Genomic DNA, 16,463 nt, shown 5'->3' on the forward strand with positions numbered 1-16,463 from the left:
TGCAGCAAGAAGGGCGGCCATGGCCGCCCTTTTTTTGCGCTCGGCGCAGCGCTCAGGCCGTGATGCCCAGCTGGCTCAGCACGAAGGCAAAATCGAGCGCCACCTCGCGCAGGAAGTCATAGCGCCCCGACGCGCCGCCATGGCCCGCGCCCATATTGGTGACGAGCAGCAACGGGTTGGCGTCGGTCTTGAGCGTGCGCAGCCTGGCCACGTATTTGGCCGGCTCCCAGTACATCACCTGGCTGTCGTTGAGCGAGGTCTTCACCAACATTGCCGGATAGGCCTGGCGCACCAGGTTGTCGTAAGGCGAATAGCGCCGCATATAGTCGTAATAGCGGCGCTGGTTGGGGTTGCCCCATTCCTCGTATTCGCCGACCGTGAGCGGCAGGCTGGCGTCGAGCATGGTGCTCATGACATCGACGAAGGGCACTTCGGACAGCACGACGCGGAACAGCGCCGGCCGCAGGTTGACGACCGCGCCGAGCAGCAGGCCGCCGGCGCTGCCGCCCTCGATCGCGAGCCGCCCGGGCCGTGTGTAGCCCTGCTCGATCAGGTGCTCGGCAACCGCGATGAAGTCGCTGAAGGTGTTCTGCTTGTTGAGCATGCGGCCGGCGTCGTGCCACGGCTTGCCCAGGTCGCCGCCGCCACGGATGTGCGCGGTGGCGTAGATCACGCCGCGGTCGAGCAGCGACAGCCGTGCCGACGAGAAATACACATCGTTCGGATAGCCATAGGCGCCGTAGCCTTCGAGCCACAGCGGCGCGCTGCCGTCGCGCGGCGTGCCCCTGCGGTAGACCAGCGACACCGGCACGGCCGTGCCGTCCGGCGCGGTGGCCTCGCGCCGCTCGGTCACGTAATCGGCCGGGTCGAAGCGCCCGAGCACCGGCCGGCGCTTGAGCAGCGTGCGCTGGCGCGTGGCCATGTGGTAGTCGTACACGCTGTCCGGCGTCGTCATCGACTGGTAGACGAAACGGAAAGTCTCGCTCTCCCACTCCGGGTTGGCATCGCTCGACAGCGTGTACGCCGGCTCGTCGAAGGCGATGCGGTGGCTGTCGCCGCTCGCCAGCTGCGTGACGACGAGGTGCTCGATGCCGCGCTCGCGCTCCTGCACCACGCGGTAGTCGCGGAAGAAATCCATGCTTTCGAGCATCACCTCGGCGCGATGTGCGATTTCCTCGCGCCAGTGCTCGCGGCCGAAGCGGCCGATGGGCGCCGACACCAGGCGGAAATTACGGCCGGCATCGTTGATGCGCAGGTAGAAGCGCTCGCCGTGGTGGTCGACGTCGTACTCGATATCGGCGCGGCGCGCCAGCACCAGCCGCCAGCGGCCATCGGGGCGATCGGCCGGCAGGTAGCGCACCTCGCTCGAGGTATGGCTGTGGCTGTCGAGAAACAGCCAGGCCTCGCTGCGCGAGCGCGACACATGGAGGTTGAAGCGCTCGTCGCGCTCCTCGAACACCAGTTCGTCCCCACGTTCGCCCAGGCGGTACTTCCACAGCTGGTTCGAGCGCTTGGTCTGCTTGTCCTCGGTGGTGTAGAACAGGGTTTCGTTGTCGGCCGCCCAGGCGAGCGAGGTCACGCGTGCACGCCGCATCGGCAGCAGCTTGCCACTCTGCAGGCTCTTGATCTGCAGCGTGTACTGGCGGAAGCCGGTGGCGTCGGTGGTATAGGCATAGAAGCGGTCGTCGTCGCTCAGATCGACATCGCCGACCGACATATACGATTTGCCGCGCGCCAGCTCGTTGACATCGAGCAGCACGTGTTCGGTGCCAGGCAGGCTGGCTGCAGGTTCGCCGGCCCCCACTTCCTCATTGGCGCGCTGGCGGCACAGGATCGGGTACTGCAGCCCGGTCTCGGTGCGCACGTAGTAGCGCCAGCCGCGCAGCCTGTATGGCACGCTCATGTCGGTTTCCTGGATGCGCCCCAGCATCTCGCGGTAGAGCGCCTCGCGGAACGGCGCAAGCGGCGCCATCACGGCGTCGGCATAGGTATTTTCGGCGTCGAGGTAGGTGATCGTGGCGGGGTCGTCGCGCTGGCGCAGCCAGAAGTAGTCGTCGACGCGCCGGTCGCCGAACTTGCTGAGCACGGTGGGCCGCCTGGCGGCGATAGGAGGGGATGGCAGCTGACGGGTATCGGTCATCGGGGGTTCGCATCCGGCAGGGCCGGCTCGGGCGTTGCAATACCGCGACTATAGCCGACTTCGGCCGTCACGGCGGCCCCGGCCGGCGTGGCGCTCAGCCGCTGCCCTGCTCCAGCACGCGCTGCGCCTCGGCCTCGATCGCCGCGATGGCCTCGTCGAACTGCATCGATTTGTCGAAGAAATACGCGGCCCCGAGCGCCAGCGCGTGCCGTCGGTACAGCGGGAAGGCATGGTTGGTGAGCACCAGCGGCAGCGCGCGCTGCGCGGGATCGAGTGAGGCAAGGTAGGCGAGCACGTCGAAGCCGGTGCCCTGCTGCAATTCGAGGTCGACCACCGCGAGGTCGAAACGATGGCTGCGCAGCTGCTCGACGGCAGCCTCGGCGCCGCTGGCATGGGCCGAGAACACGATATCCGGCCGGTGCGCGAAGCAGGCTGTCAGCGCCTCGCGCAGCAGCGGCGAATCCTCGACGAGCAGCACCGCCACCCGCATCGGGGCGGTGGAATCGGCAGCGGCGAGTTGACTGGCCATGGTTCGTCATCCGGCGGGATGGGCTTGCGAGCCCTTCAGTTGATCAGCGCATGCTTGATCGCGTAATAGGTCAGGTCGGCATTGGTCTTGAGCTTCATTTTCTCCAGCACGCGGCTGCGGTAGGTGCTGACGGTCTTGACGCTGAGGCACAGCTCATCGGCGATCTCGGTGGCGGAGCGGCCGCTGGCGAGCTTGTGGAATACCTGGAATTCGCGTGCCGACAATAGCTCATGCAGTGCCCTGTCGACGGGCTGGGCGAGCTGGTCGGCCAGCAGGCTGGCCAGCGCCGCCGACACGTAGCGATGCCCGGCACAGATCGTGCGGATCGCCTTGACGATCTCGTTCGGGTCGGCGTCTTTCGACAGGTAGCCGCGGCAGCCGGCGCGGATCAGGCTCAGCGCGTACTGCGTCTCGGCATAGCCGCTCAGGATCAGCACCGGCATGTCGGGGCGGATGCGTTGCAGGTCGCGCAGGGTATCGATGCCATCCTTGCCCGGCATGGAGAGGTCGAGCACGGTGATGTCGAAGGCCTGGCGCCTGACCTGCGCGATCGCCTCGATGCCGTCGGCCGCCTCGCCCGCCACGCACAGGTCGGGCTCCATTTCCAGCAGGGCCCGCAGGCCGGATCGGACGATGCCGTGGTCGTCCACCAGCAGCACGGCTTTCTTCATGGTCTGGCTCCTGTCACCGCCTGCACCACAACATGAGCAGAACTATAGCAGCAGGCCGGAGATCAACGAGACGACGGCGATCACCAGGAACAGCCCGAACAATATGCGCGAGATGCCCGCCGCGTCGGCGGCGATGCCGCCAAATCCAAAAATGGCCGCCACGATGGCTATGATGAAAAACACCACTGCGTAGTACAACATGATCCAGTCCTCCTGATGGATGCCCGAGCCCGCTGCACGCCTGCACTGTAGAACCGCCCGACGGCCAGCGGTAGCCGGCTACCCGCTGATGATCGTGTCGGACATCTCCGACACACCCGGGAGACGCATGCCGATACCCCCGTTCCTGCAAGGCGCCATGACCTACCTGCGCCAGCTCGGCTGGCAGGCCATCGCGAGCCTGGCCTGCTGCGTCGCCGTGGCGGCGCTGGCCATGTTCACCAACGAGAAGCTGGCCGCGCTGACCGACAGCCAGAGCCACGAGGTGCTGGTGACGCATGACCGCATCTCGTCGCTGCGCCTGTTGTGGCTCAACCTGCTGCAGGCCGAATCGGCCCAGCGCGGCTATCTGGTCAAGCTCGATGACCGCTACCTGGCGCCCTACCGGCAAGCAGTGCAGCAGGCGCGCTACCACCTGGCGCAGCTCGACCAGCCGGCCACGCCCGACACTGTCGGCCTGAGCCGGGATGCGCAGAAGCTCTCGCTCGCGGTGGGCGCGCGGCTGGCCGAGATGGAGCTGACGCTGGACTTCGCCACCAAGGGCCAGCTGGAGCAGGCTTACGGCGTGCTGGCGACCGATCGCGGCCTCGCGCTGAGCCGCGACATCGACACCATGGTGACCCGCATCACCACGCACGAAAGCCGGCGCCTCGGCGAGCAGCAGCAGGCGCTGGGGCGGGCGATCCGCTGGCTGCGGCTGTCGATGGCGACAGGCACGCTGCTGATCATGGCGATGGTGTTCCTCATGCTGCAGCGGCTGCTCGGCGACATCCAGCAGAAGAACCGCCAGGCGCAGTGGCTGGAATCGCGCCAGCGCATGCTCGACGAGCAGGTGCAGGCGCGCACGCGGCAGATGGAACAGCTCGCCGAGGGCTACCAGATGGATGTCGAGCGCGAGCGTGAACGCCTGGCGCGCGAACTGCATGACGAACTGGGCGCCATCCTCACCGCCACCAAGATGGACATCGCCTGGGCCCGCCGCCAGCTCGCGCAGAGCCATCCCGAGATCGTCGACAAGCTGGGCCGCACGCAGGCTAACCTGGACCAGGGCATCCAGTTCAAGCGCCGCATCGTGCAGGACCTGCACCCACCGCTGCTGCGCACCTTCGGCCTGTGCGAAGCGCTGCGCGCGCTGGCCGAGGAATGCGCCGAGCGCAACCACTGGGTGCTCGACCTGACGCTGCCCGAGCAGGCGCCGTTGAGCGATCTCGCCAGCCTGGCGATCTACCGCATCCTGCAGGAGACACTCAACAACGCCGCCAAATACGCCGGGGCGACGCAGGTTTCCGTGCATCTGGTGGTGGACGGCGAGCATGCGAAGCTTGAAATCCAGGACAACGGCGTCGGCATGGATTTGGCCCAGCTGCCCGCCGGCACGCACGGGCTCCTGGGCATGCGCCATCGCGTGACGGCCATCGGTGGCAAGATCGACCTGCGCAGCGAGCCGGGCCAGGGGCTGTTCACCCAGGCGCTGATCCCGCTCAAATCAGCCTCCGGTGCGGCCGGGCTCACGGGCTGAGGGCCGCGTGATGCCGGGCGCCACAGGCCAGAAGGCCTGCGGCGCGGGGTGCTGTCAGATCACTTCTGCGCCTTATCGGCAGCGTGTTCGAGCTTGTCGCCACCGTGCTCGATATCCTGCCCCAGCCCCTTCATGGTGTTGCAGGCAGCCAGCGAGAACAGCGACAGCAGACATAACATCAGTACGGCATGTTTCATGATGGAATCCTCCAGGCTCGGTGGACGGGGCGCCTACACTGCGGCGGACAGCCCCGCCCGATTTCGATGAGGTGAGCTCGCCGGCACCAGCCGGCTCGATCACGGGCGCGGCTTGGCGTCGAACAGGCAGATATCCTTTGCCGTGCCGGACAGGGTGTCGCAGCGTTGCGGGGCCGGAACGGGCTCCGGCACTGGCTCCGGCGCCATTGCGGGCGCCTGTTGCGGCGCGGCCATGGGCGCGGGCATCGCGGCAGGTGCCGGTGGCGGGGCATCCTCGGGCGGCTCGGTGATCATCACCACCTGAGATGCCTGCAGCACCTCGTAGCGCGAGCGGTTGGCGTCGATGTCGGCCAGGTCGTGATTGCGCGAGGCGAGCGCGTCGTGCAGGCAGCCCTGCTTGTTGGCCAACCCGTTGCACTTCGCCTGCTCGACGCTGTACAGCGCCTCTGCCTTGGCCCTGGCGGCCGCCATATTGGCGTCGGTGGTGTTGCGGTAGCCGCTCTCGAGGTCGGCATACAGCATGTCGCGGTCGGCCGCGGCTTCGGTCGCACACAGCGGTCTGCTGGCACGCGGTTTGCCATCGCACAGCGCCAGATTGGCGTCGTAGCGCTGGCTGATCAGCTCGCGCTGCTGCCTGTATTCTTCCCGGGTCATGGCCGCGCTCGCTGTCAGCGAGACGCCGGCCAGCAACACGCCACAGCTCATCATGAGGGTTGCGGTGTTCATGTCGGTGCTCCTGTCACATATCGTCGGGCCCGCCCGCCGGGCGGGGGTCGGGGTCGAACGGGCTCAGTGCCGATGGCCGTCGGGGTAGCGCTGCTCGAAGTCGCGGATCTGCGCCTCGACCTCGTCCTTCGAAAACCCGTAGGCCTCCTGTATCCGGCCTGCCAGCTGGTCGCGCCGGCCCTTGATCTGTTCGAGCCTGTCGTCGGTCAGCCTGCCCCAGCGCTCGCGTACCTTGCCCTTGAATTGCTTCCAGTTGCCTTCCACTTGGTCCCAGTTCATGGTCTTGCTCCTTTCAACGTGGACTCGACGATGAGGTGGCTCGAAACGCCGCTGCGGCGGGGCCCGCAGGCCAATACCTTACGGGGATGCGGTGCGGCAGTGCTGCCAGTTTTTCGGGCTACCCGATGCGCAGTTGAGCGCGATATGGCCCGCTCAAGCTGTAGGGACATGGTAAGTGCGGGCATGCGGCGCGGCAGTCGGCCAGGTGCGCGATGTGGTGTCGGACAGGCATGGTGGCGGGCGTCGGCCCCGTCCTACAGAGTCGATAAAGATGCAGGCTCAGCGCGCCCTGGCGGGCAACGTGCCGCGTACCTCGAAGCGCACCTCGTCGCGCCGGCTGCCCGCGGCCCAGGCCAGCACATGGCGGCCCGGCCGCGGCGACCACCAGGCGCTGTCGCCGCCGTTCGCCAGCGGCTTGCCGTCGAGCCACCAACGCCCGCCGGCATCGGCCTCGAAACGGATCTTCTGGCGCGCGGGCGGGATGTCCGGGTCGAGCGCGATGATCTCGCCATCGCCCGGGTAGCGGATCGCACGTGCCGTCTGCCCGGCCAGCCGCACCACGGTCTGCTCGGTGCCGGCGATGAAGACCTCGCGCCGGGCCGGCTCGATCGGCGGCTCGAACCGCACCGCCGTCGTGACGATGCCGCGCGGCACGGCCGGCTGGCGGCTGGGGCGCGCGGCATGCAGGCGCTGCACGATTTCGCGCCAGACGGGCGCCGCGCCCGAGATGCCCGAGACATCCCACATCGGCTCGCCGTCGAAATTGCCGACCCACACACCCACCGTGTAGCGGCTGGTGAAGCCGATGCACCAGTTGTCGCGCATGTCCTTGCTGGTGCCGGTCTTGACGGCGGCCCAGACACGCGTGGCGAGCGGGTTTTCGAGGCCGAAGGTGATGGCACGCGCGCTGCGGTCGGAAAGGATGTCGGCGACCAGCCAGGCGGCCTCGGCCTGCATCAGCGGCGCCGACCTGGCCTGCTGGCCGGGCAGCCATCCCGGTGCGCTGATGCGCCCGCCGTTGGCCAGGCTGCGATAGGCATTGACGAGCTGCCACAGCGTGATGTCGGGCGAGCCCAGCGCCAGCGAATAGCCGTAGTAGTCGCCGCGCTCGGGCAGGTTGAAGCCCGCCGCCTGCAGCCGCTCGAAGAACGGCTCGACGCCCGTCAGCAGCAGCGTGCGCACGGCCGGCACATTGAGCGAGCCGGCCAGGCTGCTGCGCACGCTGACGATGCCGCGAAAATCCTTGTCGTAGTTCTGCGGCACATACATGCCGGCCGCCGTGTCGAGGTTGACCGGGCTGTCGTCGAGCAGCGAAGCCGGCGTCAGCAGCCGCTGCTCGAATGCCAGGCCGTAGAGCAGGGGCTTGAGCGTGGAGCCGGCCTGGCGCCGCGCCTGCACGCCATCGACCTGGCTCTGCCCGACATGGCCGACGTAGGCAAGCACCTCGCCGCTGGCGTTGTCGAGCACCAGCAAGGTGCCGTCGCGCACGTTGCGCGAGGCCAGCGCGGCGAGCTGGCGCGTGAGGATCTGTCTCGCCTCGCGTTGCAGGCCGGCATCGAGCGTCGTGCGCAGGCTTTGCCCCGGCTTGACGAGCAGCCGTGCGGCCGCCTCGGGGGCATCGTCGACGACCAGCGCGCCGCGATTGCCGAACGACAGGGCCTGCAGCGCCAGCCCTTGCAGATAGGCGCAGCCGACGCGGGCCTGCATCACGCCGGCCAGCTCGCAGGCGCGCCGGCCCAGCGTATCGGCATTGGCGTTGGGGCCGCGCAGCAGCGCCGCGAGCACGATACCCTCGCCCTGGTTGAGGCCGGCAGGCAGCTTGCCGAACAGCCGCGCCGAGGCCGCGGCCACACCCACCAGCTCTCCACGGAACGGCGCATGGTTCAGGTAGGCTTCGAGAATCTCCTGCTTGCCCCAGCCCGCCTCGATCTCGCGCGCGGCGGCCAGCTGGCCAAGTTTCTGCACCACGCTGCGGCCATCGCGGCCGGGCTTGAGCGCATCGTCGAGCAGGCCAGCGAGCTGCATGGTGATGGTGCTGGCGCCGCGCGGGCTGCCCGAGGCACGGTCGAGCGCCGCGCCGGCCAGCGCCTGCCAGTCGATGCCGGCATGTTCGAGAAAGCGCCGGTCCTCCGAGGCCAGCACGGCGGCCTGCAAGGCCGGGGAGACGGCTGCGAGCGGCGTCCAGGCGAGCCTGCGCACGCGGCTGTCAACGCGCTTCACCGAGAGCAGCTCGCCATGCCGGTCGAGCAGCCAGGATTCGGACGGCTGCCAGGCGGATTTCACCTCGGCAAAGCTCGGCACGGCCCAGCTCAGCGCCGGCAGCAGCGCGCCGAGCATCAATGTGCAGAATGAACGGCGCAGGCGGCCCACGCGCGGATCAGCGTTGAGCGGCCGGCGGCAGCGGCCGCTCGGCAAAGCAGCGCGCCCACATGCGGCGGCAATAGGCATCAAGCTGGGGGTACTTGGCGGCCTGGCGCTTGATCGGGCTGTCGAGCGGCGCCCAGATCAGGTTGGCGAGAAAACCGAACATCGTGGCATCGATGCTGGTGGGCGCATCGCCGAGAAAATACGGCTGCTCGCCGAGCGCCGTGGCGACGGCATCGACATCGTGGCAGCCGATCGCGTACAGCTCGTCCTCGCCGTGACGGCCGATGCCCTGGCCGCGGGCATCGCGCCTGAGCTTGGCCCGCACCATGGCGGGCACCAGCCTGCGCAGCAGCGGCGGCAGGTGACCGAACACCGCCTGGCGCACGCTGGGCCAGTTGCGCGCATCGAGCCAGCGCGAATACAGCGCGGCCCAGTACAGGCTCTCTTCGACCAGGCGCTGAAAGGCCAGCGCGGTGGCGCGCTGGGCCGGCGTCAGGCGCTCGTCGAGCGGGTCGCCATACTGCGCCTTCAGGTAGTCGATGATCTGGCTCGAATCGGTGACGACGCGCCCCCGATCGCGGATATAAGGCAGCTTGCCGCTGGGCGAGTTGAACACGTGTTCGCCCTTGACCACCTCGTAGGGCAGGCCGGCGAGGCGCAGATAGGTTTCGAGCTTCATGCAGAACGGGCTGAAGTTGGGCAGCCCCCACAGCGGGCGGAACTGGTAAAGCTCGATGGCCATTACTGCGCGGCCTTCTCACCGGCTGGCGCCGCCTCGGGCTTCTTGTGCGCTTCCTTGTCCGACTCCTTGGCGGGCGCTGCCTCCTCGGCAGGCTGGGCACCGTCGGCCGACGGGGTGATGTTGTCGATCTTCTTCTGCATCATGTAGTCGTGCATCTCGCGCCAGCCGGCGTAGATATCGGCCCGCGAGGCGCGCAAATTGCGCTTGTAGCAGTCCTCGAGCGAGCGCCCGGACAGGCGGCAGCCCGCCCCCACGGCCTTGGCTTCACGCTGCTGCTTGTTGAGCAGGTTGTTGAACTGGTCGCAGCCGGCGAGCGAGAGCAGCGCGGCGATGAGCAGGAGCGGTCGAAGCAGATTCATGTCGGATAGCCTTAATTCTCAGAATGGGTCGTACCACAGCGACTTGTCGCTGAGCGGTGTCTCGGGCGGCAGCACCGGGTTGGCGATGCGGAACAGCCGGCGCGAACGGAGCCCGAGCTCGCCGACGATAGGCCTGGCATAGGCATTGAACAGGCGATCGAAGCTGCCGTCCGCCTGCATGCGCCTGAGCCCCGTCTCGATGCGCCGCGCGAGTGCGGCACCCGCGTCGCTGCGTGCCACGAAGCAGTACCGTGCGAGCGGATAATACAACAACAAGCTGCTGTCGATCGCCAGCTCGGGCATGGCCTCGTGGCGCATGGTGTATTCGTCCTGCACCTCCACCACGCTGCGCGAGAACAGGTCGAAACGGCCTGCCAGCAGCATCTTGAACAGGCCTTCGTAGTCCGCCCCCTCGACCACCTGCAGGCCCGCCGCACGCAGCGCCGGTACGTCGTTCCAGCCCGTGCCCTGACCGATGCTGAAACGGCGCAGCTCCTCGAAGCTGCGGACAGTGGCCAGCTGCGGCAGCAGGCTGCGCCGCAGCAGAAACACGCGGTAGCCGAGCAGGCCCTTGTCGAGCGGGATACGGATCGGCAGAAAGCGCCGCTCGAGCTCGATCGAGGTGGAGCGCACCAGCACGTCGATCTCGCCTTCGGCCAGCATCTGCGCCGCCCGCGCCTGGTTCATCGGCAATGTACTCGGCGTGAGCCGGGCTTCGTCCGGCGTCTTGGCGGTGAGTTCGAGCGCGCGCTGCAGCAGCTGCCAGTAGTAGTCGAAGCGGTGGTCGCGCGGCGACTCGGGGCGCGGGTAGATCACGCCGACATCGCCGCCGGCATGCGCCAGCAGCGGCGCCATGCCACACGCCAGCAGGCCGCGCAGCAGCGCGCGCCGGCGGATGGAAACGCCACCCGCGCTCATTTCACCGTCACCCCGGCATTCGGCAGCTCACCGAACATCTCGGGTGCATACATCGCCTCGACGCGCGTCGGCGGCAGGTTGAAGCTGCCGCTGTTGTTCAGGCGGAAGGTGTAGTCGAGGCTCCATTTTCCGCTCGGCAGCCAGTCGTAATAGGCGCGGTAGGCGTCGAACGCGGCCTCGGTATAGGCCGGCCAGGCGCCGCGCTGCTGTTCGTCGGCGGAGAGGATCGCGGAATCGGTCCTGAGCCCGCGGTTGAGCAGCGTGCTGCCGGCCGGGATCGGGTCGTTCACCGCCACCCAGCCCATCTCACCCAGCGCCTCGATGTCGAGATGCACGCGCACCACGTCGCCACGGCTCCACTGGCCCGGCTGTTGCTGGACTACCGGGGTCAGCGTCTTGGCGATACGGTAGCCGGTGAACAGCGGTTGTTTCAGCGGCACGGCGGCGAGGCTCTGCAGCGTCAGCCACGGCTTGCCCGTGCCCTGCTGGCTCACCGCCAGCTCGCCGCGGCCCTTGGGCCACGGCAGCGACATGATCTGGCCGCGCGGCGTCTTGCCCCAGTCCAGCGTCTCCTGCTTACCTGCAAGCCTGGCCACGGTCTGGCCGGCGACGGGTGTGCTCTCGAAGCGCGCCGAGAACTTGTCGTAGGCGAGCCGGCCCCAGGCGTTGGCGGTGGTCAGGTCCCAATGGCCCTGTATCTGCCGGCCCAGCGCACCGTTGGCGATGCGCGGCAGATCAGCCTGCCAGCCGGGCTCGTCGAGCGTGGCGAGCAACAGCCGCACGGCGTTGACGTCACCCGATTGCATGGCCCACCACAGCTTGTCGGTCTTGTCGGTGGTCAGCGCCATCACCGTGCCCTGCAGGTTGAGGCGGTTGCGCATCAGCTGCAGCGCCTCCTTGAGCCGCGCGTCGCGGCTGGGCAGCTCAGGCGTGCGCTTGAGGATGCCGATCCAGTCGAGCAGCGAGGAGCTGGCCCAGGTGGCCGGGCGCAGGTCGAGCGAATCGAGCAGGTTGGCGCGCACCTTGCTGGTACGCGACAGCGCGTCGAGCGCCATCAGCTTGCTGACGGTGGCGTTGCCCCATGGCCAGTCTTCGGGCTTGACGCGGCCTTCGACATAGCCGATCAGCGCGCTCTCCATCTTCTCCTGCTGCGCCTGTGGCAGCGCCCAGCCCGATTCGTGCGACAGTGCCAGGAGGTAGGCCGTCAGCTCGACCGAGCCACGCGGCAGGATGGCGAAGTACTTGGCGAAGCCCTGCTCGTCGAGGAACACCGGCAGGTCGGCCGTCACCGCGTCCCACAGCGCCTTGTCGTGCAGCGCGATGGCGCGCGAGGCGCGCTGTTCGAGGCAGCTGTACCAGTAGTGGCGCATGTAGCGCTCGACGCCGTCGAGGCTGTCCGCGAGCTTGGCCTTGACGCCGACATTGACGCTGCCGCGCCCCGCGATGGCGTCGTCGGGCAGCGCCACGGGCAGGCTCAGGCTGCCGTCGAGCTGTTTCAGCGTGGCCTGGAACACGCGCACCGGTACGGCCTGGTAGACCTTCTGTGCCAGCTTGACGCGGTCGAGTGCCTTGCCGCCCTCCTCTTCGGCTGTCACCAGCCAGTCGAGCTGCTCGGTGTTGACCGGCACGCTGACGTTCCAGGCGATCTCCTTCGCCTCGTGCGGCGGCAGCGTTTCCGTCTGCGGGCTCAGCGCCAGCGACTGGCCGGCGGCGGTGGCCTGCGGCGTCACCCTGACCTTCATCGCGCGATCGGTGGTGTTGCGCAGCGTGAAGCCGGCGCGGAACTCGTCGGCCTCGCGCACCACGGGCGGCAGGCCCGACAGCAGCATCAGGTCGCGCGTGCTGCGGATGCTGGTGGCGCCGGTGCCGAAGCGATCGCTGCCAGCCGTCGCAATGGCGACGATGCGGAAGCTCGTCAGCGAATCGTTGAGCGGCACCTCGACGCTGGCCTCGCCCTTGTCGTCGAGCACCACTCGGCCCTTCCACAGCAGCAGCGTGTCGAACAGCTCGCGCGTCGGCATCAGCCCGCCGCCGCCGCCCGCTGGCAGCGCCTTCTTGCCGAAGTGGCGGCGGCCGATCACCTGCATCTGCGCCGTGGCATTGAGGATGTCGTAGCCGCGCGGCGCCATCATCGCGTCGAGCAGGTCCCAGCTGTCGTTCGGCGACAATTCGAGCAGGCCCTCGTCGACCGCCGCCAGCGCCACTTCCGCGCCCTTGGGCAGCGGCTTGCCGTCTGGCGCGGCCACCTTGACCGTCACCCGCGCCTTGTCGCGCGCCTGGTAGACGGCGCGGTCGGCCTCGACCTTCACGTTCAGCGTCGCGCCCTTGTGGCCGACCTTGATCGCTGCGATACCCAGGCGGTACGAGGGCTTGCCGAGGTCGACCAGCGCCGTCGGCTGGACGCCGCCGACACGGCCGCGCAGCACCAGCACCGAGATGTAGGCATTGGGCGCGAAATGCGCCTTGATCGGCACCTTGACCACCGGGTTGGCGCTCGACAGCGACTGCACATAGCTGTCGATCACGCCCTCGCGCTCGACGGCGATCAGTGCCGTCGCGTTCTGGAACGGCATGCGCACCTGTAGCGCGGCCGTCTCGCCGGGCTGGTATTCCGGCTTGTCGGGGATGACGTCGATACGGTCGCTCGCGGTGCCGCCGAACCAGGCGCTATCCTCGCCGTTGAACCAGGTCTCGGCGTGGCTGAAGGCATACTTGCCGTCCGCATCCTTGGTGCCGACGCGTATCGTCACGTCGCCCGACTCGCGCCCGGTGAACTGGCAATGCGCCATCCCCTTGGCGTCGGTCCTGGTATTGCAGAGCACGCCGAGCGGCTTGTACTCGGTCTGATTCTCGTAGGCGTAGAAGCCGCCGACCAGCCGCTTGCGGTGCGAGAACACGCGCGACAGGTAGGCATTGAGCTGCACCGGCGCGTTGGCCACCGGCTTGCCGCTGGTGTCGAGCACCAGCGCGGTCACCGGCACCTCGCGGGTATCCGAGAAGCGCTCGATCTTGACGCCCGCGACGTAGCGGCTCGGCCACAGCGGGATAGCGGCGCGCGCGGTCTGGATTTCGCCGTTCGGGTCCGGGTATTCGAGCTCGGCCAGCAGCTCGGATGGCTGCGTCAGCGCCGGCAGGCTGCCCGTCTGCACACGCGCGGCGCCCTGCCGGTCGAGCGTCAGCGCCTGCTCGGGCAGCGGCTTGTCCTTGTTGCTGGCCTGCGGCGTGCCCTCGTCGTCGAAGTAGTCGCCGTCCTCGGTATAGGCGCCGCGCGACACGCTGCCGCCCTTCTTCATCGCCTCGGGCACGTCGCCCTCGGCAAAGCGGAAGCCGTCATAGCCGGCAAACTGCACGAAACGCGGCCGCAGCACCTGGCGCAGCTTGACCTTGGCGCCGGCCGCGCCGCCGCCGTTGAGGTAGTTCACCTGGATGTCGAGCGGCAGCGCCGTGGGGTTGACCTGCGGCGTGGCCGGGCCCTTGACGAAGGCCTGCATCAGCGGCAGGCGGAACTCGCCGACGCGGAAGCTGCCGGACTGGCGCAGGCCGCGCTCCTCCTTGCCCTGGCGGGTGTAGAGCATCACGCTGTACTCGCCGAGCGTGGCCTTGGCCGGGATCGCCCAGGCAGACTCGGCCGCGCCGCCCTTCCAGTCGAGCGGGAAGTCGTACTGCTGGCCCGAGCCGACGTGCTCGATGCGCACCCGGTTGGGCAGGTCTTTCGGGTTGAGCTCGGCAAAGCCCAGCATCACGCGTTTGCGCGCGACATGCTTCATGTGCACGGTGTCGCCGGCCCGCAGCAGGTTGCGGTCGAACACGGTATGGAAGGCGACGGCACCCTGCGCGCCTCCGGCGGAGAAGCCGAAACGCCACGGCTCGATGCCGCTGTCCCATTCGCTCGACACCATGCCGAGGTCGTCGCCCTTGCGCGCGAAGGCGTAGAGCGGGCAGTTCCAGTCGCGCGGCAGCGTCTGGGCTATCCGCGCAATGCCGTTCTTGTCGGTCTTGCCGGCCCACAGCGACCTGCCGTTGCAGTCGCGCACGCTGACCGTCGCATCCTTCATCAGGTAGGCCTGGTCGAGCGTGGTCACCCACACCAGAGAATTCTCCTCGCCGCGCTTCAGATGCACCGCAAGATTGGTGCTGAGCGCGCCGGTGCGCACATACATGGTCTTGCCGCTGTCGAGCAGGCTGGCGCCGAGGCGCGGGCTCTCGACCTCGACCAGGTTGAAGCCGGGCTTGCTCATCGGGATGCCGATTACCTCGGCCTCGCGGTTGCTCGCGGGCGTCGGCAGGCGGCTCGCCAGCGTGCCCTTGTCGCCGGCGATCCAGCTCGTCTCGGCGGCGCCCTCTTCATAGCGCTGCAGGCGCCGGTACCAGCCGATGATGGCGGCCTCGTCGGTGACGTTGAGCACGCGGTAGACGGCACCCTGCGGCGCCTCGGCGGGCTTGGCCGGGGCCGCTGCCGGCTGCTTGAAGGTGGGCGCGAGCGTGCCGGTCGTCGCGGTCTGCGCGGCGGGCTGGCCGGCGACCGTGGGCGCGGTGTAGTTGTTCAGGTTGCGCACGGTGACCGGCAGCAGGCCGCCCGCATTGCGCTCGACGATGCCGAAGTTGCCCGAGAACTTGGCCAGCGGCGGGAAGGCGTCGATCTTCACCGCCAGCGGGAACAGCCTGGCGTTGGCCAGGCTGCGCCCGGCATCATCCTTGAGGCCGGGCGGCAGCGAGATCGTCGCCGTCGATTTCTCGGGGAAGGGGCCGACGAACTGCACGGCATCGACCCACACATCCTGGTTGCGCCGGATCGGGTCGAGCACTGTCGCATCACCCGCCTTGCCCAGCAGCAGGATGCGCTTGCGTGTGTCCTCGTCGGCTGGCTGGGCGGCGTAGCTCTTGCCCTCGGCATCCTTGAGCACGATCCTGCCGGCGCTGGCCCAGGCCACCGGGGCGGAGAAGGCCAGCCGCAGCGGCAGGATGGGCAGGCAGTTGGCCTTGGCATTCGAGCGCTCGCAGCGCAGCGTGGCGGCGAACTCGGGGCGAATGCTGAAGCCGAGCTCCTGCTTGTCGCCACCGCTGACGCCATTGGCGGCGGGCAGGCCGGCATCGATCACCAGCTTCAGGTTGCGGCCGGCCGGCAGCTTGCGCTGGCAGCGCAGCGCCTCGAAATAGCGGCCCTCGGGCTTCCTCACCAGCGTCTTGATCAGCGCCACGCGTTCGTTATCGGCCATGGTCTTGACGCCGATGCGCTCCTTGATACCCTCGACGTCGCAATGCGCGAGCTGGGTCAGGCTGCCGGCACGCACCGGGCCGTCGAATTCGAGCAGGAAGGCCTGCTCCTCGTCGACACGGCGCTCGACATTGGGCCAGTTGTTGATGATGGCCGGCGAGCCGGTGCTGAACTCGTGTCGGGATGCCGTCAAAGCCGCGCCCGATGGCGCTTTCAGGCCCGCCTTGAGGTTGAAGCGGCAGCTCGTGCCGGCAGGCAGGGCGCGCTCGAAGTCATAGACCCAGTTTTCGGCATCGACCCAGCGCCCCTTGCCCTTCTCCGCGCACTGGATGTCGAACGGGTCGGCCCGGCGTGGGTCGCCGAAATCGACGGCGGCGGCCGAGAAGCGCACCTGCACCTGGCGCACTTCCTTCGCCAGCCCCTCGGGGGAAAACGACTCCACCTTGACCGTCTCGGCCGCCATGGTGACCGTCATCCACCCCGCCATGAGCCATGCGAGCTGCCGCATCGACGCCTCCCACTTATATACGAAATTAGTTGGATTATAGGCCGAAGGCCGCACCAGCGCTCGATCCCGGTACC

General features: G+C 68.4%; 13 protein-coding genes. 1 reads left to right on the plus strand and 12 read right to left on the minus strand.

Features of this window, described 5'->3' with window-relative positions:
• Nucleotides 1-52: 52 nt before the first annotated feature.
• From ABWL39_RS12495 to ABWL39_RS12510, 4 genes are all read right to left on the minus strand, one after another.
• Nucleotides 53-2,140 (minus strand): S9 family peptidase, encoded by a 2,088-nt coding sequence (locus tag ABWL39_RS12495; RefSeq protein WP_367791379.1) that lies wholly within the window; start codon nt 2,138-2,140, stop codon nt 53-55.
• A gap of 94 nt (nt 2,141-2,234) precedes the next feature.
• Nucleotides 2,235-2,669 carry a response regulator transcription factor gene (locus ABWL39_RS12500; RefSeq protein WP_367791382.1) on the minus strand — a complete coding sequence of 145 codons (435 nt, stop codon included), beginning with the start codon at nt 2,667-2,669 and terminating at the stop codon, nt 2,235-2,237.
• 35 nt (nt 2,670-2,704) lie between these two features.
• Entirely contained in the window at nt 2,705-3,340 is a 636-nt protein-coding gene (locus ABWL39_RS12505; RefSeq protein ID WP_367791385.1) for a response regulator, read from the minus strand.
• A gap of 42 nt (nt 3,341-3,382) precedes the next feature.
• Nucleotides 3,383-3,541: a DUF1328 domain-containing protein gene (locus ABWL39_RS12510; protein WP_367791388.1), complete on the minus strand. Its 159-nt coding sequence runs from the start codon at nt 3,539-3,541 to the stop codon at nt 3,383-3,385.
• A gap of 127 nt (nt 3,542-3,668) precedes the next feature.
• On the opposite strand from ABWL39_RS12510, the gene ABWL39_RS12515 reads away from it, so the two are divergent.
• Nucleotides 3,669-5,078 carry a CHASE3 domain-containing protein gene (locus ABWL39_RS12515; RefSeq protein WP_367791391.1) on the plus strand — a complete coding sequence of 470 codons (1,410 nt, stop codon included), beginning with the start codon at nt 3,669-3,671 and terminating at the stop codon, nt 5,076-5,078.
• A 59-nt stretch (nt 5,079-5,137) separates the two neighbouring features.
• Here the strand turns inward: ABWL39_RS12515 and ABWL39_RS12520 are convergent, their stop codons facing one another.
• From ABWL39_RS12520 to ABWL39_RS12555, 8 genes are all read right to left on the minus strand, one after another.
• Nucleotides 5,138-5,257, minus strand: coding sequence for an entericidin A/B family lipoprotein (locus ABWL39_RS12520; RefSeq protein WP_367791542.1), 120 nt, complete (start codon nt 5,255-5,257; stop codon nt 5,138-5,140).
• 117 nt (nt 5,258-5,374) lie between these two features.
• Complete coding sequence (locus ABWL39_RS12525; RefSeq protein WP_367791394.1) at nt 5,375-6,001, minus strand: hypothetical protein; 627 nt, start codon at nt 5,999-6,001, stop codon at nt 5,375-5,377.
• A 63-nt stretch (nt 6,002-6,064) separates the two neighbouring features.
• The gene (locus ABWL39_RS12530) at nt 6,065-6,280 is read right to left on the minus strand and encodes a CsbD family protein (RefSeq protein WP_367791397.1); all 216 of its coding nucleotides are present in this window, start codon (nt 6,278-6,280) and stop codon (nt 6,065-6,067) included.
• Nucleotides 6,281-6,559: 279 nt separating this feature from the next.
• Nucleotides 6,560-8,617 carry a penicillin-binding protein 1C gene (pbpC, locus tag ABWL39_RS12535; protein ID WP_367791400.1) on the minus strand — a complete coding sequence of 686 codons (2,058 nt, stop codon included), beginning with the start codon at nt 8,615-8,617 and terminating at the stop codon, nt 6,560-6,562.
• A gap of 40 nt (nt 8,618-8,657) precedes the next feature.
• The gene (locus tag ABWL39_RS12540) at nt 8,658-9,389 is read right to left on the minus strand and encodes a glutathione S-transferase family protein (protein WP_367791403.1); all 732 of its coding nucleotides are present in this window, start codon (nt 9,387-9,389) and stop codon (nt 8,658-8,660) included.
• Nucleotides 9,389-9,748 (minus strand): hypothetical protein, encoded by a 360-nt coding sequence (locus tag ABWL39_RS12545; protein WP_367791406.1) that lies wholly within the window; start codon nt 9,746-9,748, stop codon nt 9,389-9,391. Before ABWL39_RS12545 ends, ABWL39_RS12540 begins: the two co-directional genes overlap by 1 nt.
• Before the next feature lie 18 nt (nt 9,749-9,766).
• Entirely contained in the window at nt 9,767-10,666 is a 900-nt protein-coding gene (locus ABWL39_RS12550; protein WP_367791409.1) for a substrate-binding periplasmic protein, read from the minus strand.
• Nucleotides 10,663-16,389, minus strand: coding sequence for an alpha-2-macroglobulin (locus ABWL39_RS12555; RefSeq protein WP_367791412.1), 5,727 nt, complete (start codon nt 16,387-16,389; stop codon nt 10,663-10,665). The genes ABWL39_RS12550 and ABWL39_RS12555 overlap by 4 nt, the downstream gene beginning before the upstream one ends.
• Nucleotides 16,390-16,463 lie beyond the last annotated feature (74 nt).

The organism is Chitinivorax sp. PXF-14, from assembly GCF_040812015.1.
GTDB lineage: Bacteria > Pseudomonadota > Gammaproteobacteria > Burkholderiales > SCOH01 > JBFNXJ01.

Excerpts from the sequence above, each read along its gene's own strand:
- ABWL39_RS12540 (WP_367791403.1), bottom strand. The coding sequence starts at position 9,389 with ATGGCCATCGAGCTTTACCAGTTCCGCCCGCTGTGGGGGCTGCCCAAC.
- ABWL39_RS12520 (WP_367791542.1), bottom strand. The coding sequence starts at position 5,257 with ATGTTATGTCTGCTGTCGCTGTTCTCGCTGGCTGCCTGCAACACCATG.
- ABWL39_RS12550 (WP_367791409.1), bottom strand. The coding sequence starts at position 10,666 with ATGAGCGCGGGTGGCGTTTCCATCCGCCGGCGCGCGCTGCTGCGCGGC.
- ABWL39_RS12505 (WP_367791385.1), bottom strand. The coding sequence starts at position 3,340 with ATGAAGAAAGCCGTGCTGCTGGTGGACGACCACGGCATCGTCCGATCC.
- ABWL39_RS12510 (WP_367791388.1), bottom strand. The coding sequence starts at position 3,541 with ATGTTGTACTACGCAGTGGTGTTTTTCATCATAGCCATCGTGGCGGCC.
- ABWL39_RS12525 (WP_367791394.1), bottom strand. The coding sequence starts at position 6,001 with ATGAACACCGCAACCCTCATGATGAGCTGTGGCGTGTTGCTGGCCGGC.
- ABWL39_RS12530 (WP_367791397.1), bottom strand. The coding sequence starts at position 6,280 with ATGAACTGGGACCAAGTGGAAGGCAACTGGAAGCAATTCAAGGGCAAG.
- pbpC (WP_367791400.1), bottom strand. The coding sequence starts at position 8,617 with ATGCTCGGCGCGCTGCTGCCGGCGCTGAGCTGGGCCGTGCCGAGCTTT.
- ABWL39_RS12545 (WP_367791406.1), bottom strand. The coding sequence starts at position 9,748 with ATGAATCTGCTTCGACCGCTCCTGCTCATCGCCGCGCTGCTCTCGCTC.
- ABWL39_RS12555 (WP_367791412.1), bottom strand. The coding sequence starts at position 16,389 with ATGCGGCAGCTCGCATGGCTCATGGCGGGGTGGATGACGGTCACCATG.
- ABWL39_RS12495 (WP_367791379.1), bottom strand. The coding sequence starts at position 2,140 with ATGACCGATACCCGTCAGCTGCCATCCCCTCCTATCGCCGCCAGGCGG.
- ABWL39_RS12515 (WP_367791391.1), top strand. The coding sequence starts at position 3,669 with ATGCCGATACCCCCGTTCCTGCAAGGCGCCATGACCTACCTGCGCCAG.
- ABWL39_RS12500 (WP_367791382.1), bottom strand. The coding sequence starts at position 2,669 with ATGGCCAGTCAACTCGCCGCTGCCGATTCCACCGCCCCGATGCGGGTG.